This window comes from Cytobacillus sp. FSL K6-0265 (assembly GCF_038003465.1).
In the GTDB taxonomy this organism is placed as follows: Bacteria; Bacillota; Bacilli; order Bacillales; family Cytobacillaceae; genus Cytobacillus; species Cytobacillus stercorigallinarum.
Genome location: NZ_JBBOPE010000001.1, coordinates 271,827 through 292,075, shown reverse-complemented (window position 1 = coordinate 292,075; position 20,249 = coordinate 271,827). Strand labels below are relative to the sequence as shown.

24 protein-coding genes and 2 pseudogenes are annotated in these 20,249 nt (G+C 36.5%); 5 read left to right on the top strand and 21 right to left on the bottom strand.

All coding sequences use genetic code 11. From position 1 onward, the window contains the following. Positions 1 to 178: 178 nt before the first annotated feature. The 10 genes and pseudogenes from MHH73_RS01535 to MHH73_RS01490 form a co-directional block, all read right to left on the bottom strand. On the bottom strand, positions 179 to 379 hold the full coding sequence (locus tag MHH73_RS01535) for a hypothetical protein (RefSeq protein ID WP_341064166.1): 201 nt from the start codon (positions 377 to 379) through the stop codon (positions 179 to 181). Next, positions 373 to 876, bottom strand: coding sequence for a phosphoribosylanthranilate isomerase (locus MHH73_RS01530; protein WP_191813842.1), 504 nt, complete (start codon positions 874 to 876; stop codon positions 373 to 375). Before MHH73_RS01530 ends, MHH73_RS01535 begins: the two co-directional genes overlap by 7 nt. A 70-nt stretch (positions 877 to 946) precedes the next feature. Then, positions 947 to 1,174, bottom strand: coding sequence for a hypothetical protein (locus MHH73_RS01525; protein WP_341064165.1), 228 nt, complete (start codon positions 1,172 to 1,174; stop codon positions 947 to 949). A gap of 105 nt (positions 1,175 to 1,279) precedes the next feature. Further along, entirely contained in the window at positions 1,280 to 1,429 is a 150-nt protein-coding gene (locus tag MHH73_RS01520) for a hypothetical protein (RefSeq protein WP_341064164.1), read from the bottom strand. Between the two features lie 104 nt (positions 1,430 to 1,533). Continuing rightward, positions 1,534 to 2,232 (bottom strand): hypothetical protein, encoded by a 699-nt coding sequence (locus MHH73_RS01515; protein ID WP_341064162.1) that lies wholly within the window; start codon positions 2,230 to 2,232, stop codon positions 1,534 to 1,536. Positions 2,233 to 2,313: 81 nt separating this feature from the next. Then, entirely contained in the window at positions 2,314 to 2,628 is a 315-nt protein-coding gene (locus MHH73_RS01510) for an antibiotic biosynthesis monooxygenase family protein (RefSeq protein ID WP_341064160.1), read from the bottom strand. A 24-nt stretch (positions 2,629 to 2,652) separates the two neighbouring features. After that, positions 2,653 to 2,973 carry an HTH domain-containing protein gene (locus MHH73_RS01505; RefSeq protein WP_341064159.1) on the bottom strand — a complete coding sequence of 107 codons (321 nt, stop codon included), beginning with the start codon at positions 2,971 to 2,973 and terminating at the stop codon, positions 2,653 to 2,655. 313 nt (positions 2,974 to 3,286) lie between these two features. Beyond that, positions 3,287 to 3,844 carry a DUF4256 domain-containing protein gene (locus MHH73_RS01500; protein ID WP_341064157.1) on the bottom strand — a complete coding sequence of 186 codons (558 nt, stop codon included), beginning with the start codon at positions 3,842 to 3,844 and terminating at the stop codon, positions 3,287 to 3,289. A gap of 17 nt (positions 3,845 to 3,861) precedes the next feature. Then, a complete protein-coding gene (locus tag MHH73_RS01495; RefSeq protein ID WP_341064156.1) occupies positions 3,862 to 4,407 on the bottom strand; it encodes a hypothetical protein in 546 nt (181 codons plus the stop codon). After that, positions 4,400 to 4,876: pseudogene (locus tag MHH73_RS01490) on the bottom strand (NUDIX domain-containing protein). Before MHH73_RS01490 ends, MHH73_RS01495 begins: the two are co-directional and overlap by 8 nt. 130 nt (positions 4,877 to 5,006) lie before the next feature. Here MHH73_RS01490 and MHH73_RS01485 point away from each other — a divergent pair. Next, positions 5,007 to 5,720 (top strand): class I SAM-dependent methyltransferase, encoded by a 714-nt coding sequence (locus MHH73_RS01485; protein WP_341064155.1) that lies wholly within the window; start codon positions 5,007 to 5,009, stop codon positions 5,718 to 5,720. Positions 5,721 to 5,760: 40 nt separating this feature from the next. Here MHH73_RS01485 and MHH73_RS01480 read toward each other — a convergent pair whose 3' ends face one another. Further along, positions 5,761 to 6,525: a hypothetical protein gene (locus MHH73_RS01480; protein WP_341064153.1), complete on the bottom strand. Its 765-nt coding sequence runs from the start codon at positions 6,523 to 6,525 to the stop codon at positions 5,761 to 5,763. Positions 6,526 to 6,694: 169 nt separating this feature from the next. Here MHH73_RS01480 and MHH73_RS01475 point away from each other — a divergent pair, with 169 nt between their 5' ends. Beyond that, positions 6,695 to 7,828: a CamS family sex pheromone protein gene (locus MHH73_RS01475; protein WP_341064152.1), complete on the top strand. Its 1,134-nt coding sequence runs from the start codon at positions 6,695 to 6,697 to the stop codon at positions 7,826 to 7,828. A 105-nt stretch (positions 7,829 to 7,933) separates the two neighbouring features. Further along, positions 7,934 to 8,620 carry a DUF1796 family putative cysteine peptidase gene (locus MHH73_RS01470; protein WP_191813876.1) on the top strand — a complete coding sequence of 229 codons (687 nt, stop codon included), beginning with the start codon at positions 7,934 to 7,936 and terminating at the stop codon, positions 8,618 to 8,620. A gap of 265 nt (positions 8,621 to 8,885) precedes the next feature. On the opposite strand, the gene MHH73_RS01465 is transcribed toward MHH73_RS01470, so the two are convergent. The 5 genes and pseudogenes from MHH73_RS01465 to MHH73_RS01445 all read right to left on the bottom strand — a co-directional run. Continuing rightward, positions 8,886 to 9,125 carry a hypothetical protein gene (locus MHH73_RS01465; protein WP_191813878.1) on the bottom strand — a complete coding sequence of 80 codons (240 nt, stop codon included), beginning with the start codon at positions 9,123 to 9,125 and terminating at the stop codon, positions 8,886 to 8,888. A gap of 19 nt (positions 9,126 to 9,144) precedes the next feature. Then, entirely contained in the window at positions 9,145 to 9,384 is a 240-nt protein-coding gene (locus MHH73_RS01460) for a hypothetical protein (protein ID WP_341064149.1), read from the bottom strand. Beyond that, positions 9,374 to 10,858 (bottom strand): glycosyltransferase family 2 protein, encoded by a 1,485-nt coding sequence (locus tag MHH73_RS01455; protein WP_341064147.1) that lies wholly within the window; start codon positions 10,856 to 10,858, stop codon positions 9,374 to 9,376. Before MHH73_RS01455 ends, MHH73_RS01460 begins: the two co-directional genes overlap by 11 nt. 67 nt (positions 10,859 to 10,925) lie before the next feature. Beyond that, a complete protein-coding gene (locus tag MHH73_RS01450; protein ID WP_191814026.1) occupies positions 10,926 to 12,167 on the bottom strand; it encodes a nucleotide sugar dehydrogenase in 1,242 nt (413 codons plus the stop codon). Between the two features lie 414 nt (positions 12,168 to 12,581). Further along, positions 12,582 to 13,670 (bottom strand): annotated as a pseudogene (locus MHH73_RS01445) (glycosyltransferase family 2 protein); the annotation flags it as partial. A 282-nt stretch (positions 13,671 to 13,952) separates the two neighbouring features. On the opposite strand from MHH73_RS01445, the gene MHH73_RS01440 reads away from it, so the two are divergent. Then, entirely contained in the window at positions 13,953 to 14,240 is a 288-nt protein-coding gene (locus tag MHH73_RS01440; RefSeq protein WP_225230571.1) for a DNA-binding protein, read from the top strand. 408 nt (positions 14,241 to 14,648) lie between these two features. Here MHH73_RS01440 and MHH73_RS01435 read toward each other — a convergent pair whose 3' ends face one another. The 5 genes from MHH73_RS01435 to MHH73_RS01415 all read right to left on the bottom strand — a co-directional run bounded on the left by MHH73_RS01435 (position 14,649) and on the right by MHH73_RS01415 (position 19,296). After that, positions 14,649 to 14,939: a hypothetical protein gene (locus MHH73_RS01435; RefSeq protein ID WP_341064144.1), complete on the bottom strand. Its 291-nt coding sequence runs from the start codon at positions 14,937 to 14,939 to the stop codon at positions 14,649 to 14,651. Between the two features lie 384 nt (positions 14,940 to 15,323). Next, positions 15,324 to 15,941: an NDxxF motif lipoprotein gene (locus tag MHH73_RS01430; protein ID WP_341064143.1), complete on the bottom strand. Its 618-nt coding sequence runs from the start codon at positions 15,939 to 15,941 to the stop codon at positions 15,324 to 15,326. Beyond that, entirely contained in the window at positions 15,938 to 16,504 is a 567-nt protein-coding gene (locus MHH73_RS01425; protein WP_191813888.1) for an HAAS signaling domain-containing protein, read from the bottom strand. Before MHH73_RS01425 ends, MHH73_RS01430 begins: the two co-directional genes overlap by 4 nt. Positions 16,505 to 17,607: 1,103 nt before the next feature. After that, positions 17,608 to 18,003, bottom strand: coding sequence for a hypothetical protein (locus MHH73_RS01420; RefSeq protein ID WP_341064142.1), 396 nt, complete (start codon positions 18,001 to 18,003; stop codon positions 17,608 to 17,610). Between the two features lie 1,044 nt (positions 18,004 to 19,047). Continuing rightward, the gene (locus tag MHH73_RS01415; RefSeq protein ID WP_341064140.1) at positions 19,048 to 19,296 is read right to left on the bottom strand and encodes a hypothetical protein; all 249 of its coding nucleotides are present in this window, start codon (positions 19,294 to 19,296) and stop codon (positions 19,048 to 19,050) included. Between the two features lie 309 nt (positions 19,297 to 19,605). Here MHH73_RS01415 and MHH73_RS01410 point away from each other — a divergent pair, with 309 nt between their 5' ends. Further along, entirely contained in the window at positions 19,606 to 20,238 is a 633-nt protein-coding gene (locus MHH73_RS01410; RefSeq protein WP_341064139.1) for a D-alanine--D-alanine ligase, read from the top strand. Positions 20,239 to 20,249 lie beyond the last annotated feature (11 nt).

Genomic DNA, 20,249 nt, shown 5'->3' with positions numbered 1-20,249 from the left:
GACAATTAGTTTCAAAATGATAAAATTGGTCTCAAGTCTGAGTCTTGGTTAAGGCATAAGGATGAGTTGAATCTAGTTATGGGCATTTGTCTAAAAAAGATGACCGCTAAACAATATAGAGATCATCCGTTAGATTCTTAACTTTTTTTTTTTGTCCTTGATTTAAAGACCCTTTTAATCATTCTTTCTGTTCTATTCTTTTGCTTTTTTTATTCCAATCAAACGGAATCCCAGTCCATTCAAAAAATAAATATATAAGAAATGCCAACAAACTTACCATTGTATTCTCAAACCAAGATATCGGCTGACTTCTTATTAATTGCCATATCGTATTTGCCAAAAAGAAAGTCACTGCAAAAGAAAGGCTTTTCTTCAGCATGATATTCCCCCCTTATGTAAATAAGTTATTTTCTCCCTATCTTTATCATTATTTTGCTCAGCACGATAACTATCTTTAGAAGATGCTTGATAAACCTTTAAATATTGCTTGCGATTTAATAAATAATACTTACTTTTTTTATCTTGTTGAAGCATGATTTCTCCTAAAGGAATTCCAGCAAAGCGAGGTAACGTATCGATAATTCCAAACTCAACCGACAAACCCTCTTTCATAAACTCATGTTCATGCAAATCGACTAATTGATAACCCAGCGATACCATCACATCAACAATCTTTGACCACTCAAAAATATTCTGATCCGGAGGTACTGCCCACCCTCGCTCATCACCTGGCACATGAATATCTAAATCCCTTGCTTGCCAATCCACTCCCGTCACAACCTCAAGCCCAACCGAACCCATTAACAAAGGAATGATATTCACTTGATTCAGCGCTTCTGTTATTCTTAGAAACTCTTTGAATTTTGGATTGTTCACCGTGGACCTCCTTGTTACTTTTTTAGTTAAAGATTGCTAGATTTTGTATATTGATTGGTCATATTTTTGGTTATTTTTTGTTTGTATTGCTCATATCTTGATGCGTCTCTCTATTTGCTTCGATTCCCTCTTTTGCGTGGCTTATACCTTGATAACACTCTCTATCTGCTTTGCTTTCCTCTTTTGCGGCGCTCATATCTTGATGCGTCTCTCTATTTGCTTCGATTCCCTCTTTTGCGTGGCTTATACCTTGATAACACTCTCTATCTGCTTTGCTTTCCTCTTTTGCGGCGCTCATATCTTGATACGCTGTTCTATTTGCTTCGATTTTTCCTTTTGCGTGGCTTATATCTTGATATCACTCTCTATTTGCATTGATTTTTCCATTTGCGTCGCTCATGCCTTAATCCGACTCTCTATCTGCTTTGTTTTCCCCTTTTGCGTGGCTTATATCTTGATGCGTCTCTCTATTTGCTTCGATTTTTCCATTTGCGTGGCTTATTTCTTGATAACACTCTCCATCTGCTTTGTTTTCCCCTTTTTCATCGCTCATGCCTTAATCCGACTCTCTATCTGCCTCGATTTCCCCTTTGCACCACTCATATCTTAATACAACACTCTCTATGTACTTCCATTTGCCTCATATATCTCAGTATCTTACTTAAAGTAATAAGAGTGAAGGATGAGAGACATGATATATTCTGAGCGATCATCGGTTACATTTATGGCTTGGACATTACTTATCAGATGATTACGCCGCAAGACACCTTCCTGCCTATTATCTTTCATCAGCGAGATTGATGAAGTGACCGTCAATGCACTTGTGGTCCAGGTTTCCTCTCCTAGTTCAAAAATAATCACTTCTTTCAGCTTGGCCATATTTTTCACATTGATTCCTGTGTTGGCTTTGCCAATTACGACACCATTTTTGTAAATCAGCCATTGCTCCTGTTGAGAAAACCTCCTACTTCTTTTCCAACGAACATCAAAGGAATCTCCTCCTATATAAATACGCAAAGATAAATACCAGCGTAAATCGAAGAAATCACTCACAAAATATTGCCATTTCTTCGTGAAATATTGCTGAATGGACCCGCGTTTTCCCTCACCTTTAAAAAGCTGCTTCTTATTCAGGAATGTTCGTTGCAGAAAATAAAACGACCAACACTCATGATTAGGAGGTTGATAGGTGGCTTCTTTTCTAGCCATCCATTTACTAACTAAATAAATAACAAACGCAGTTGCCGGGAATAAAAATATCGTAGCCGCATGCCACGGGTTAAATGCACCAAACATCATGAAGCGGACAAACAAAATTAACGATAGCAAAACAAATAATAAATTTAATTTAACCAACCAAACACCCCTTCGTTTATATACGAACGAAATGGTAAAAAGTTTCAATTTTACAAAAAAAGCCTACCTCTAAAGTAGACTTCACCGTTCAAAACTATAACTTCCTTCCACCTTACAAATACGCACCTGATAGTGTTCATACCATTCCGACTTTCCCTTTTCCTGTGCAACTTTATGAGCCGTGTGGTCTTTCCACCTTTTAATATCCTCTAGCGTTGCCCAATAAGAAACAGTAATCCCTAATTGTGAGTCCCTGGCACTTTCGATACCGAGGAAACCTTCTTCCTTTTGCGCTAATTCCTCCATGGTCAGTGCCATTTTTTCATACCCGTTATCGCCAATTGTTCTTTTGGAAGTAAAGATCACAGCATAATAAGACGGTGGTAGCTCCTGCATGATTGACCCCCATTAAATGATGTATTATTTACAAATATAATGTAAAAATAGTACAGGCACAGCAAGCTTATATTTTGTTTCAACAGACACCGAGTTACTGTCAACTAGAAAATTCTCGATGTCCTCTTCGCTCACTCTTGTATAAATAGAAATCGTTTTTACGTTAAAACTCTTATTCGTGAGCAAAACGTCAATGACCGCTTGCAAACGACTATCCATATCACAAGCAAACATGCCAGTCGTTAATAAAGCTAAAAGGCGATCGAAATCCATACGCCTATTTACATCATTAAGCTCTCCGCAATCACACGTACTGTCTTTTTTTCGATACGTCTCTATAGCCATCTGATTAATGCCAGCACATCCATTCTCAACTCATTCATCAATACAGTGATAAAATCCCTTGGGTCATTAATGGAAAAAAGTATTTGTGAATCTTTCAATCACAACACCGCCTATTTGATAATGGTTGTATTTATCCATTCTCCATGCAAGTAAAAGGATTGTCTTCCCCACTTACCGAAACCTTTACGCTTGAAGAACTATCTCTACATAAACAGATGTCAACCGAAGAGCTAGAGAACAGAGTAGATGCCATTTTTCAAACGTGGGTTTGGAGTCATATCAGCTTTTCTCGAACCATCAATCATTAACAAAATCAAACCCTCAACTCACCACGGAAACCTCTAGCCCCGTAGTATGAATCGGCGCCGTTATGGTAGACAAATACATGATCATAGCGGCGGTCACAAAATAATGCACCCCCGAGGTTTCTAATATTCTCTGGAGTCTGTATCCAGCTAGATGTTTTCAGGTCAAAGTTCCCTAGCTGCTGTAATGATTCATACTGTTCTTCAGTAAGAATGGTAATGCCCATCTCATTTGCTAAATCCATCGCGCTCGTTTCTGGCTTATGTTTTTTTCTAGCCTCAAGTGCCTCTCTGTCATAACAAACACTACGGCGCCCCTTTGGACTTTCCTTAGAGCAGTCGTAAAAGAGGTATTCGCCTGTGGATTCATCATAGCCCACCACATCAGGTTCACCTTCTGTTCTCTCCATTTCATGAAGGGACCACAACTTGTCCGGTTGTGCTGTTAATTTTTCTTGCACCTTCTCCCATTCAATGCCTTCATGCCTGTCTGGGTTTTTTTCAAAACGCAATTTCAAAGTAGATAATAACGCTTCTTGTTGTTCTTCTGATAATTTCTTAGTCATCGGCTTTATTCCTTCCTTTATCTCATACTTGTTAGCAATCGGGCGAGTAGCTTCTCTTTGCCGTGCAAACATTGTTCTATCGTTAAAATACTAAAATATGGTCGGTTTCTCAAGTCGCTTAAGAAACAATCATCATACACAATCTCCACATATAAGTTTTGTTTCGGGGAAAACTTCGCCAAATCATCGTAAACACTACTTATCTCATCATCTACTGTCCTTGTGATGGCCAGTTGCCCTGTTAGACTCCCCCACCATACTTGAAAAGATTGATATACTTCATTAAAGCTTGCATCATCGATAAACAACCCTTTAAAGAAGTCGTTTTTTTGATCATAAAATAACTTCTCCCCGTTAAACCTATTCTCAGCTACAAGAGAAACCGCTTCTCCCCATTTCTCTTTATAGCATTGTTCAAAGTTTTTACGAAAAGCATATTCCCTAGTCATATAAGGAAACCTTGGCTTATTATTTTTCTTCTGATTTCCATATATATTTTGAATATAGATGAAAAAGTTTAGCGCAGGACAGGCTTCTGTCATGATATAGAATTCCTTATTCATCTAGCCACCACTTCACTTCCAATTGCGTGTACGGTTTTGCTTTCACAAAGTGCTTCTCAACAAAAGAAAGCACGCAGTCATTGCCAGGCACCGTTATTTGCTGAAGTGCCTTCTCGAATGAAAACCAGACAAAATCGCTATGCTCTTCGTTCAACTTCACCTGCTCTTCTTCACCAACAAAGCCCACAAAAACCGGTGCCATATAGATGAAATCACCTTTTGGATGATAGTACTGCTCAAATGTATTGCTGACATATAAACGAATATCCGTTAGCCCCGTTTCTTCTCTCACCTCTCTTAGTGCTGCTTCTTACGCCTTTTCGCCCTCTTCAATGGCGCCACCCACATAGCACCATTCGCCAAGAAAAGGCTCTGAATTTCTTTTCATAAGCAGAACGAACATATCATCCTCATACTTTTTTAATAAGACAATGGCTATGCCACTACAATAAATGGGTAGATTCGTCATAAAAAACACCTCACTTATTTATTCGCTCAGCTACAGCCATTTCCTTTAAAGGGTTTAATATTGCTCGTGTCGAAATTCAAATATACGATTGGAGATCTTTATTTTCTACTAAAGGAGACAGCACTTTAAGATGATACCTTTGATATATGACCAAATGTATAAAATCGGACCCGACGATAAATTTTTATTATCAATCATCAACAATTTACAGATTCATCGCTTAGCAGATTTAGGATGCGGTACAGGAAGATTAACCAGTTACTTAGATACGAAGGGATATGGAATTACGGCAATTGATCCCGATGATGAGGCAATAGTCGTTGCTAAAAATAAAGGGTTAGCAAATGTCCAATGGCTGGTTGGTGATAGTCGACTCCTGCAGGCAAACACCTACGATGCCGTCATCATGACAGCAAATGTTGCCCAAGTATTTTTAACAGATGAGAGTTGGACAGCAACGCTTTCTGATATCCATCAGGCTTTACAACCTAATGGCTCCCTTATATTTGATTGCCGCAACCTTTATGCAAAAGAATGGGAGAAATGGATGGCGGATGAGACACCCGACTATACAACTCATCCCTATACTGGAGAGAAACTTACCATTATTTCGTCGTATGAAGGAATGGAAAATGATGTTTTTACCTTCTATGAGACCGTTCAATACTGTGATAACGGTGAACTTATCACTCAAAGTAAGCATCAAATAAGGTTCCGCACACTTAAAGATATTGAGAGCTCTTTATCAAGAGCCGGGTTTACGATCAAATCATGTTACGGAGATTATCAAGATAAACAAGCGAATAATGATTCAGTTAGTTTTGTTTTTCACTGTATGAAATAAAGTAGGTGTTATTGTCACTAGCACGCTTGCTCAAGTCTTATTATTTATTTTGAAAAGCATGATACAACATCAACACCTCCAACAGAATTTCTTTATTATATCCCGTTTTTTCATGGATTTTCATAACCCATTCATCGATACTGTTTAACGGACTTTCTTTAATTAGTCCATGATTCGTGCTCAAAAAGCTGGTCCAATTCGTAAATTCCCAGTGCGCTACTTCTGTTTGGTAGGGGATTCTGCATTCGAGTAAGGGAGTAGGCTTAATGAGATTTTGCGAATGTTCAGCTGCATGGAGAAAAACATCACGATCAATCGGACGTGTATCATAGATTTGCCTTGATTCTTTCCCATTCGATCTATGATAGCGAACTTCTACCATATCTTCATTCGGTATTAATTGAATGTTAGCACCGGGAAAAAAACCGCCTTGTTTTTCACTTGTAAAATGTTCATGGTGCTTATCTATTAACACTGGGTTTATCCACTGATCACCTAAATCACATAAGTATCGGCTACCATCATCATCTACCGCCACCACTGCTACATGGGCACGTACTGTCCCTAAATCATGACCGATTGGGAATGCTTGAATTCTTGATTGTTGAAACGCATCTAGCAACCAAATAGCTAAATCAAAGCAATTACCGGTAAGGCCATATTGTTCTCTATGTTCTTTCATTAGCGATAGTTCTCTTTGCTTTTTCTCACTACCCTTTTGGTGATACCATATTTTCGTCAGATTATCCATTGGGAACGTGTTAAATTGATTCCAAACTTGCTGAATACTTTCGGTTGCTCTCATGATCATTCACATCCATCTTCTTTCTGTTCTAACCCTTTCTATTCCACCTTTCATATTCCTTCTTTTTTTCAAGCAAGCTATGAAAATATCATTTGTACATAATGTCATTATATGGTACCTTTTATTTGCAAGATGATTGGTTCAAATACATACAAACAAGGAGTTAACCATGAGAAGGCTTCTACTACTTACACTTACACCATTACTACTTATTACGCTAACAGCATGTATGAATAAGGACGAGGAAGAAACAACGGATCAACCCGAAGATATCGTCATTCCAACGCAAATTGAGAATAATATATTTAAAGTCAAGCAACCGTTTAAACCAGCTAATGCACGAGGCGCAATTACAGCAAATGTGTCTAATAACTACGATATCACTGAGATTGAACTGGGGTTGATGGATATCACTTCTGAATATTTTTCACCAGAAGACCACCTTTATCAATCAGGTCAATACATAGATAGTGACTTGCTTAATGAATTACTTGCAAGAGAATCTAATGATACGCCTAATGGGCTGAACCCCAAAATGAAAGAAACAAAAGATCGTCTGGAAGATGAGGAAAAAACCCCTAATATCATCTCTCATATTCACGAACAAAATTACTTAAATGAAAAAGGGAAAGTTGTTGGCATTTCATTAGCTATTTCCATCAATGATTACTACCATATTCGGGTAATGGATGATGCTGGCTTAGTTCACACCGGTGAAGTAAGAGTGAATGAGGTTTATAAAGACAAAAATTACAACGAAAAATATGCAAAAAACATCGCAAAAGATGTCATTTCTGCCGTCAGAGGGGTTGAAAATGTCCCTAATGTACCCATTGTCTTATCTATCTATGAAGAAGCAGGTCCAAATGAAATTACACCTGGCCAATTCCTAGCTCATACTTATATTGATAAAGGGAAACAGGGGATTAGCAGCTGGGAAAAGGTTGAAAAAGACCAATATGTCTATCCTTCAGATGAATTAAATGAAGTAGATAAAAGTCTCCACGATAGTCTCAATTATCTATCAGATGACCTTCTTACCTACTTTACAAATTTGGATTTAAGATTAAACGGCGATATTAATTATGAGCATGATAATTTAACAAATATAGAATTAAAAATCTATGCACCAGGTATTTCAAAGACCGAATTAACGAGCATTCTTAACTTTTGTGGTACGAAAATTAATTCTATAGCAGGCGACCATGTGCCCGTCTCCATTCGCATCATCAATGTAGATGAAGAACTTGGGCTTATGATTTGGGATACAGAGAAAAAAGAAATCTTAACGGAAATATTATAAAGGATAGGCTTCTTCTTTTTTAAAAAAGGAGGAGCCTTTTTACTGTTTGTCCAATCACTTCCTCTTCCTTGTTAATAAAATAATGATAAGTAAAGGAGTGATAACTTGAAACTTTCAGAAACAAAAGGCGCATACGATCTCGTTGTAAGTTTAGGCAGTTGGTGTGGCCCTGCCATCTATACAAAAGAGTATAACTTAAGAAAAAATTCATTTCCTTTTGATTGGGTACAGTCAACACATCTAAACATGGTCAATCAACTACTTAAAAACAAGTTTAAAAATTACATGGAAAAAGATCACATGGTGGAAAAGAATATTACGGCTCATTTCGTCAACGAAGGACAAGTCATTTATGAAGAAGGTGGCAACACTCCTACAAGAGCTCATTTTGTTCAGGACCGTCTATATCAAATTGATTCTGTCCACGATTTCCCTATGATTGCCAACCAACATTGGACCGAACAATATCCAGCATTCAAACAAAAACTCTACAAACGCATCCGAAATTTTCTCACAAAGATCCAAACCAGCAAAAAAACGTTATTCATCCGATATGAATGGGAAATTGCAAACTATGATGACATTATTGAATTGCAAACGACCCTTTCGAAACTCACCCGTGGCCCCTTCAACATCATCATCATCCAACAAGTAGATATACCATTAGAGCGACCACTCATTGATGAGGAATGGCCACATGAAGGAATCTGCTTCGTAAAAATACCCGTTAACCATCATTATGATAAACAAATATGGAATGAAATCCTTACGGGTGTAAGTTTGAGGAAGTAAAGACAGTCGATGATGCACTGTCTTTTTTTATTTAAACAAGACTTTATTATCTCTCCCTATTCAAACACTTTAAAGATTGGCGGGGTCCCCTTTTCCACGTTATCAACATATTTTAGAATCCCAAGTGCGACTGTTTCCTTTTTCCCGTAGTTCTCAAGCCAACTTTGGCCGACTTTCCCTCTCCTCCTACTCCTCACCGTTATACACTATCAACAAAAAAGAACCTCACACCAAAATGGTATCAGGTTCCGTACGCCTTATTTGTTTATGAATAACCTGGCAAAGATAAACTGACGAGTTGTGCATCTGCACGCAGGGAGTCTCGTAAGGTTGTTTCCACACAGGCAACTAGCGGAATTGTGATGATGATGATGCCATTTTCGAATTCAAACTCAAGACCTGGGCAAACCTCATCGCATTGTATTTTCGTTTCTGCTCTTCCTGTTCTTGTATTCACCATGATTTTCAGACAAATATCAAAACAACTTTCATGACTACATGCCATTTCCATTCACTCCTTGTGTTTATTGATAGCCTGGTAAAGATAAACTTGTTAGCACTGCACTCGCACTTAAATCATCTTTTAATGTCGTTTCCACACACGCTACAAGTGGCAATGTGATATGAATGACACCATTTTCAAATTCGAAATCGATCCCACCGCAAGCTTCATCGCACTCAACGGACGTTTCTGCTCGTTTGCTATTCGTATTTACCACCAATTTTAAACACACATCAAAACAACTTTCATTTTTACAACTCATTCTTCTTCTCTCCTTTTTTTTGTAAATTCCCTAAATATATCATCGCCTCTAAATGATCACCGACGATAACTGAAGTAGTCGGTGCTAGACTTCCTTTTTGATTTGCATAATGAGTATGCGGGCGAAAGCGATTGATTTTATCCACTTCTACATGGTGTACATTTTCGACTACACAATTAGTAACAAGTAACTTTACGTAAGCTAATACAGGATTAGCTAATGATTGCACTCCTACTTTTTCAATACTTTTCCTACTCAAGGCATGGGGGACAGCAACAGTGGAGCCAACACCTAAATCAGCTCGATCACAGGCTAAATTTATTGCATATTTACAGGCAGTAACTAAATGAAGCGGCCAGTGCTGCTTTAAGCTAGCATTGAGGTCATTTACTGCAACATCAACGCCCCGCTCTACGGCCTCTACAAACGGCTGTAAGTCTTCCATCGAAATGACAAAATCGCCATCAACAAATAACAAAATCTCACCGGTGGCAAAGTGTGCACCTATCGCTCTACCAGTATCTAAACCTAGTTTTTCAGGAAACTGAATCACCGTTGCCCCTGCATCATATGCATGAACCGCTGTCTGATCATTTGACCCATTCACAACAACGATGATTTCTAACGGAGCTAATCGCATACACTCCTCAATTACTGCCTTCATTCGTGCTTGTTCATTTTGCGCTGGGATGATAATCGATAATTGGGATAAGGGATTGGCATGGTCATTTTTTCGAATAGTTGGCTCATAGCCCTGGATAACCGCATCTAGTACATCTAATCTCCTTTCACCATCAGAAAATCTAGAACGACTATTAGGTGGGTATCTTTGTGTGTACGCTCGTAAAAAATTGTCTATTCTTCTCCTATCATCCTTCCTATCCCACACTTGATTTTGCAGCTGAAAGATATTACGAATAGGAAGCTGATGTGACAATACATAGCCTTGTTGAACTAATTTCACATGTGCTTCAACAGGATTGCTAAGTGTATCGATACCAATTGTATCTATTGCTTTTTTAGAGAGTCCATAAGGGACAAACATGATTTGGTCTATTTTTAAATCTGAACGATGAATAAAAGCATTGGTTATTTGCGGGAAAATAGTAGAAGGAATATGGCGGTGTTTTTTTTGAAATTCATAGTCCATATTATTAAGAACAACATCCGCGCTATTATCCATCAGTGGTTGTAAAAATTGCTGGAGCGTCGGTACCGTAATATGTTGGTTGAGGTCTAAAAATAACATACATGTTCTCGTTGCCTTTTTTGCCCCGATGACATGTGCTTCGTAGACATCCTGCCAAGCATCATTGACTACGAGGCGAAACGGATCAACATTGCGTGATTTGTGGGCAACAAAGATTACTTCAACATTTGTGATAGATTGATAGGTGTGGATTAACTTACTTACATACTGATTACTTGCATCCCGACTAATAGGAACAATCAAAGATAAACATGAACCATCCAAAAATCATCGTCTCCTTATATCTTTAAGTGGCATCACCCCCTTACAAGGAGAATATTGTATCGCCTCTTCATTTCCCTGTTTTTAATACATGCCTTGTATCAATAATATTTTCAACTTTCGACAAAAGTTTATAATCCAAATTACTATGATCGGTAAGAAGCAGGGTTAATTGATACTGTGATAATTTCTCTTTCGTTAACGGAACGGATTGATAGCTTTTATTTTCAAGGATAATAGTGGGTACATAAGGATCGTGATAGTCTACCTGATAACCTTTTTGCAAGAGTTCACTAAAAATCGTTAAAGCTGGAGATTCGCGGACATCGTTCACATCTCTTTTGTACGCAAGGCCAACCACAAGGATTGCTCCAGCTTCCCCTCCTAATTCAGCTTCTACTTTTTTGACGATTTTTTGAGGCATCGTATCATTAATCTCTCTTGCTGCTGCTACAAGCTGACTACTTAAGCCGTATTGATTGAACTTCCATTGTAAATAAATTGGGTCAACAGGGATACAATGTCCACCTATTCCAGGACCAGGCCAATAGGGAGTAAATCCAAATGGCTTTGTCGCAGCTGCCTGCAAAGCTTCAAAAAAATCAATGTCTAATCGATCACATAGCTCGTCCAACTCATTCACTAGTGAAATATTGACCAATCGCTGTGTGTTTTCAAATAACTTTGCTAACTCTGCAACTTTCGGCGAACTTACTGGTACAACTTCAGCAAAATACTTTGCATAAAACTGTTCTATTTTCGCAAGAGAACTATCCGTTTGACCGCTGATCACTTTAGGGATAGAGGCTAACGTATATTGCTTATTTGCTGGATCAATTCTCTCAGGTGAATAACATAAATAGTAATCTTCACCAGCTTTAAAGTGATGGCGTGTGAATATAGGCTCAATCACCTCTTCTACTGTTCCCGGATAAGTAGAGCTTTCATAAATAATCGTTTGTCCCGTCTGTAAATATTGGCAAAGATAGTTAGTAGCTGCAATCATCGCACTTAAATCTGGTTCATCCTGTTCGTCAATCGGTGTTGGAACTGTGACGATAATATAGTCAGCGGCTTTAAGCAATTCCTCCGCTGTGTCCGTATGCCTCGGAATAAAATGCTTTATTGCTTGCAGCTCTTCGTCTGTTACATCAGGAATATAACTGCTACCTTGCTGTAATAACTCAATCTTTTGAGTATCTTGATCGATGCCTGTTACATGACAGCCCTTTTCTGCTAAGTGGAGGGCAAGTGGTAGACCAACATAGCCGAGACCAATAACAGCTACTCTATCTGTGTGACCTAGGAGCATGTCCCATTTTCGATTGCCATCTGTATAACCGCATCTTTGATTGAACGATAATAAATATGAAAATGCTTCAATATGATCACCTAGAATCCGATCCGTTGATTCGACTCGACCATCGGCTTGCCTGTGATGCTGTATTCTGATTTTATTCGGCTTGACGACATCAACATAATGAACGGCTTCGACTTTAAATCCTTTTAAAATAGCCTTTGCTTGAAATAACGGTGGAGACATCAATGTGAGGATACCAACCTCGTCAATCACTTTCCTGCTCATTGCGTGTGGGATGGCAGTAAGAGAATTAACAGTGAGGTCCTCTCTTTTCAGCGCCATATTCAATAAATATTTAGCAGCACTCACGGAATGCAACGGATGGGCACGATCGAGCAATACCTCTAAATCATTAAGTGCCATATCTGCTCCTGCTTCTACAGCTTTTATAAAAGGTGTTAGGTTTTCTGCTTTAATAACAAAATCACTATCTAAGAACAAACAAATATCTCCTGTACTGTGAAGCGCACCAATGGCTCTTGGAATATTATGTCCGAGCGAATGATCAAATACGATCACTTTCACACCTGATTCTTCTACCTTTTCCTTTGTTCGTTCATCTGCACCATTTAAAACAACAATAATTTCATCAATGCCTGCCTTTTTTACCTCAGCAATCACTTCAGCAATCGTATCCGGCTCTTTCCCTGCAGGAATAATCGCACTATACTTCGCTCGTTTCTCTTCCTTTACCGAAAAAGCTTGTACATATTCCTTAAAAGATGGACGATTTCGCCTTCCATCATTTAAACCACCGCGAAAGCCTCTCTCTTCAATCAATTGCGCCACTGCACGTAAGTGGTCACCAATGATTAAATTTGTGGAAATTGAAAAAGAGGAGCCAGTAATCTTCTGATGATGTTTCGGTCGAATCTTATTTGTAGCAATCACATCAATGGCTACCGGTGCACTCATCTTTAATTCTTTCATCACAGCTATACAATGAGCCAATGGAGGACAGGCTAAATTCTCCCAACCAATCGTATCAAGCGCTGTTTTTGTCATTACATGAGGAACAGCGACTAAGGAATTAACGGATAATTCACCTTTACCTAAAAAATGATTAAGAGAGAACTTCGATACTGCCGTCGGATGTGGTCTAATGGGGCGCTTCATGGTCCAGCTTAAGTCATTTAGGGCAATATCCGCCCCATCCCGAATGCCATCAAGCAATCCTTGTAACTCTTGTGCTCTAACGACAATATCTCCATCGATAAAAAGAAGCGTATCTCCTTTTGCCTCCCTTGCACCAATTGCTCGTCCAATATCTACGCCAAGGGGTTCTTCATAAACGAGCATTCTACACCCGAATGCTTCCGCTATTTTTTCCGATCCATCTGTTGAACCATTCAAAACAGCGATGATTTCATATGGCTCAATCTTCACTAACTCTTCTAATACGGGTGCCAACGTAGACTCTTCATTCTGAATGGGAATAATAACAGATAGATTCATACACTTCACTTCTCTCCTTCAGCAAAATTAATAGTCTCCTTTGTGCTGTAACTATAGCCTTTTCCATCACAAACCCGAGAAAAACACTAAGTAATATCAATATATACAGCTTGGCCATTTTTGTTCTCGGACAAGTATACAATCTATGAAAGATGGTGCGATAGACAGGGGAAATTGGTTTAATTATCGAGGAATGATCAAATTTTGATACTCAAAAATCATATTTTTATTACTTATTAGGACATGTTAAAGTAGATATATATATTTAAGGGGGCGTACAAATTGGAATTCGAGTTGAATTTTTTCTGGATTGCCGTCGGTTTAGCATTACTTGGCTATTTCATAGGCAATGGCTTAAAGCAATTTAAGAGCAAGACCGAAGCAAATATGAATAGTTTACTTGTGGAACAGAGCCACCTTCATCTTTACTTTTACTTAAGTGAAGAAGATATGAAAGATCTGTTGGAGAAGCATCCTCATGCACCAAAAGTTACGCTTAATGGCAAGCATTATTATCATCTACATAAATTTCGCGCATGGCTTGATTCTGATGATATATATCACTCATGAAGAATTTGTTTTGACAGTTTTACGCTAATCCATCTATAAAATTCACAATATTATAAATATGTCAATCTTATATTCAGAGAGGTGGAGGGAATGGCCCGGTGAAATACTGAAGGAGAGCGATTTATATCGACCACTATTTCATAAAGAGAAATGGGAAGGAATATTTAGACTCCACGGATACATGTATTGAGCAAATCGAATGGTCTCAACTCTAGTGAATGTCGCGTATGAATCTCTCATTTATTAATAGATAGAGGGGCTTTTTTGTTGAGAAAATCCAATCAAGAGGATTGTAGTAAGGTGGAGAAAGAGACTTTTCTGCAGCAAATTGCAGTCAATCCGATTATCCTATCTCGAAACAAAAACAACTTGTAAAAAAGGGGAACATACAAACAGAAATCCGAACGATTACACAGTCGTTCGGACTTCCTCATTCAATAACACTGCATTTAACCTCTTGTTCATCTTCTTCTGATAAGAACAATGGCTAAATCTCTTTTCGTTAAATTCACCAATCACATTCCGTACACGGTCATTATGGACGATTAAGTTTCGAAAAATCTCATTCTCCAAATAAGCATTAAACCAACTATACTCCTTCAACTTCCGCAGATTATGTGTTACATCCTCTTGCGTGACTTGCGTAATAAAGGGGGCAAAAGAAATAATGCTTATCAAATTCAGGAAAAACTTTTTCATTAGTGGATGCATCCTCTCTTATGATTTATATGTGATTGGCTGTGAGTATTTGTGTGGGTTATAACTTACATTAGTTGGTGTGATTTATAGGTTTGCGTTACTTATATATTCTAAGGTATGTTATTAGCTATGAATTTTAGAGTTGCTCATATTTTTAAGTTTTACGATCAACACTTTTTGTTTAAATTATACCAATAGTTATATTTTTTACAAATATATACTTTTATATTTCAATCATTCATCGGAAATATCACTTGTTAAAAAGAATATCTAAGGTAGAATGGCAATGCTAAAAGGAACCTTTCCTGTACGAAATACAAAGAAAAAAGTGTACCAAAAACTAAATCTGGGCACACCTTTTTGTACATCTATAAACAAATAAGATTATTCTGATTTTCTTAGTGAATTCTCCCCGAATGCATTGGTATCAATATCTTTACGCTCAAGGAATTCTTCTATTTTTTTCTGTTCTCTTCCATTCACGACATCACTTTTTTTAGTTATTGAATCTAGGTTTACTGTTGGAATAACTCCTTTATCTATGTCATCTGTAAGTTGATTGAGCATTATATCTATTTCATACAGCATCTCATTTATACCTGTAATATATCTGCTAATTCTTTCAGACTCCTCTAGATAACCTTCAGGTAATGTATTTTGTGAAATATAATTGGAGAAATTTTCATCATTTTCTTTTGTAAGTCTGTAAATTTGGTCTAATTTGTCCAATTCACTTTGAGTCAATTTTATTTCATCATCTATCTTTCCTTGAAATGGATAACTTGCAAGATATAATGCTTCATAAGTGTCTAGGTAAGTTTTTATGCTTGATTTCATTTCTTTTTCATCAATTACACTGTTTTGCTTATTGGAAGTAAAAATAATACTAGGAATGTCTACATTCTTGGTATCAAGCATTTCATCTTCAGTAGTGTCAATACTTTCTCCATTTGAACATGCACTTAACATAAAGAGTATTAGGATACAAAAAAATCTTTTCATATTCCATTCTTCCCCCTTGCAATTGACGTATGCCATCTTAGGTATTTAATAAATAATCTAACAAATGACCTCCCTATATAATACCCTAGGAGTGCTAAAATTGAACCTATAATTAGACCTTTTATGGACTCGAGAATTTCTGCAAATCCTATTGTAAATTCATTAACAAATCCCATTATAATTAAAATTATGGGAGAGAGTATCATTATAGGTACACTAATTATATAGGCCAATATAAATGGTGTTAGTAATATCAAAAAGATTAAACTCACTATAATAATAAAGCAATTCATTACGCTTAATCCCATAATTGTCAGCAATGCTGTAAGTATACTTCTTAAGTTTTTATTCTCCTCAATCTTATTAATCGCATAAACAGCGTTTAATTCTTTAGCGATTTCTTCAGGGTTTCCTAATTCTTTAGATATCTCCTCTTCACTCTTATTTTCACTTTTCCCTTCTGTAAAATGTATTATATATTCTTCTAATATATCTTTTTGTTCTTTTTCAGACATAAACTTCAAGCTATTTTTAAGTCGTTTTAAGAAATTATTTTTGTTCAAGTTTATCCATACCCCCCCTTTGAATTCTGTAGTAATTTTCTATATGGTCCTTCTTTTTAAACCAACCTTCTTCAAATCGGGTAAATAGTTCCCTCAGATATAATAATTGATTAGGTATTTATTATTAATAAGACTATTCATTCCAGTACACCTTTTAAACTGTGCGTTCATAATTATCACAAGCGTTTTTAATTTATTTAATACTACATGTGTATTAAAAGGTACTACACTTAACACTGTATATAAATATCATAATATTAAAATTATAAGTAATTAATACCTTAAAAGGATCATATGGATGATTGTTGCTAAAATCCACACTCTATATTTTTCGTTAGCTAATTTAACAATTGTGGGTATTATAAATTGATTTAATTTATTGTTACATCGTACTTGAGGTATAGGAAAATAAAATAAAGGAAATCTTTATGAGGAGTTATTTGTCATTATACTTTTCAAATTCTTTAATTAAGTAGTAAATAGATATGCATTCTAATATAAATCACCTACCCTCATCCTATATTTCCCATTATAAAGCAAACCTGGTATATAAATATACCAAGAATTGTAAAATTAATAAAAAGTTGCATATTAGGACATTTAAAGGAAACAAATGAGGGGATCGCAAAATGAAAAAACTTAATTATTAGAATAATTTATATGGAATAAGCTCGAGTACATTTAATATTTAATTTAAAATATCTCTTTCAAATTCTGCAAAAGCAAAAAACATCGTTCTAATGAGTTTATTTTGAGGGGTATTATTCAATCTTCCTAAATTAAGAATATTCATTTATCCCCCCCCTTACCTAACAAGTTTCTTAGTTGCCCATTACCTTGAATAGTGGAATATGAAAAAGATTAATCTTAGTAACCACTAAAGTATTTCCTTCATCCCACAATATCTTGAGTTACTTCTTATGGAATACTCCAGTAATTGTATTCATAATTTTTCCTGTTGTAATGCGCTATAAAGGGGGCTACACCTATGACCACGAATAGAAAAGGTTGTCATAATGCAATCGCTAAAATACACTCCCGATTGATTTTAATGGATAAGCTCACCAATCACTTCTATTGATTGCACACTATTCCCCTCCCCTTTAATCCAAATCAGCAAAATAACCAAATAATATAAAACAAATTATAGCAAGAATGAATACTAATAATGCATAAACAAGCAGTAGCATTCTTGTTACAAAACCGTTGAATCTCTCATAGAATTCATTAGCAACATATTCGGTTAATCCAAAAAAAGGTAATGCTAAAATCATTAAGAATTCAAAATCATACACAATCCAGCTATAAAATTTACCCCCTGCTGCTCGACTAATCAAATACAAAAAAGAAAAAAATAGATTAACTATTAAAAAAAATCCTAGCGTTCCAAACAATACTGCGATAAAACCCATCATATAATAAATATCACCTCGATACATTAATTTATAGCAACCCGAATAGGGCATTCGCGGCACCATTAAATACATTTTTCGCGCCATCTAGTGCCTCTTTCGCCTTGTCTTTTCACTCTATAGACCATGACTCCTCTTCATATGTTATGTATAGTAAAGATCCGATTGAAACTTTCTACCCAGAATATAATCGTATAATGCGTTTAATTTCCCTTGTTTTACTTGTAAAGCTTTTAAGAAGAAAAGTGGTCTATTTCTTCGTTTGCTAATTCTTCATTACCCAATAATTTAACTATTACTCTCTCAAAAAGTTGCTCTTTAATAGAAAATGACTCCCCGCTTTCAACATAGGGGATTAAGGTCTATTAATGCAGACAAGTCAGCATGATCATTTTTTTCATAGAGGTGATATATTCGATTATCGTATAAAGCATTCTGGATAAAAAACGAATCATGGCAAAATAGGGAAGTGCTAAATACTCCGTCATCCGAAGCAATTTGGCAACGAATGACTCTTTTTACTCTTGTTAAACCCAACATGAAACTTTTGAACGTTTCATCCATTCTTTCTTGTTGATTTTCAAATGTTAATAAACCTTTAGATATTAATCCACTAGTTGCACTATCAAGCCTAGTTTCAAGTTCTTTCTACGAAATCTCTCCAAACACCTCTTCTTTAATGGAGTAAGCAACTTCAGCACCATTTAGTAAAAGAAGAGATAATATGTATTCTTCAGCCGTTAATGTATAGCTCATTTTTTTATTCCTTTCATTAGATGATTATCATTTATCCGCAAAATAGAAAAAGAATATAAAACAAATTATAGCAAGAATGAACACTAAAAAAGCATAAATGAGCAATAGCATTCTTGTTACCAAACCGTTGTATCTCTCATAGAGTTCATTAGCGATTATTTCGGTTAATCCAAACAAAGGTAATGATAAAATCATTAAGAATTCAAAATCGTGCACAATCCAGCTATAAAATTTACCTCCTGCTGCTCGACTAATCAAATACAAAAAAGAAAAAAATAGATTAACTATTAAAAAAAACCCTAGCGTTCCAAACAATACTGCGATAAAACCCATCATATAATATATAACACCTCACTACACTACCTTTATATTAATTTATAGCCACCCGAAAAGGGCATTCGTGGCACCATTAAATACATTTTTCGCGCCATCTTGTGCCTCTTTCGCCTTGTCTTTCACTGCATGTGAAACTTCGCCTACTTTTTCGCCAACACCCCTTATAAATTTACTAGTATACTTTGTTGCCCAATTACTTACAGAACTACCTACAATTCCGCCAACCGCCACTCTTACAGGGGCAAATGGTCCAGCCCCTCCAATAGACGCTACGGCATATTTAAACAAAAAGTGTTAATTTATATTTTATCAGCATAAACCATTTGTTGGAATGGGTTATACCATATCTCTCATTGCATTACTACCTTAGACCGTACGATGGACCAAAAAGAAAGTTTTATAGAAAAATACTAGAGGGTTTTTTTGAGGAGGAAAATACCTTTCGTGAGCCGAAATCTTAAACGAACAGAAAAAGCTCTTTTCAGAGGCGAACAAAATCGTTTATTAAATGGTTAACTAAGACACCGTTAGAATACAATAATAAAAAAAAGTTCAATCTTTACTATCTTTGTCTAACTCATAAAGGAGGCGTTTTGCATGAAAATCGTTCTTTTCTCTGCAAAATATGTACTTGTCAGTTTGCTCGTCATCGCATTGGTTTTTTTATGTTTTATAAAAACCCCATTAGCTCATGATGAAAGGTCAGGAAACGATTGTTTGCAATCGATCAATCACTATTTACAAACAAGTTATGTAGCAATGCATGATCATGAAGAGGCGTATGACACGAGAAAAGAGTTAGCCAAACTACAACAGCTTCAAGGAGATTTAGCGGAGGCTAGTGGATTGGATCAACCGTTGCTTCAACAGGCCCAAACGATGCTGGTTCAATTGAAGAGTGCAATCTACCACAAGGATTTATCTAAGGCTGATTTCTACGTTGATGCTTATTTATCGACACTATATGAAGTTGAGCATGCCCAAAGCAAATATAGTGGTATGAATCTGTATACAATGGCTGATTTAAATCATAAACAGATGGATGGCGAACGTTGGCAACAACTTACTGAACAAGAGCATTTGAGTTATATTTTATCAATGAAATCGATTTTATTAAACCAAGGAGCGGCAACCTCTATGCCTTCTACCTTTTATGTATTAGAGCAATTAACGCAATCCTCGCATCATAACGTCGCTAACCAGACTGTGAAAACATTACTCCATCCATAATGGATATCAAG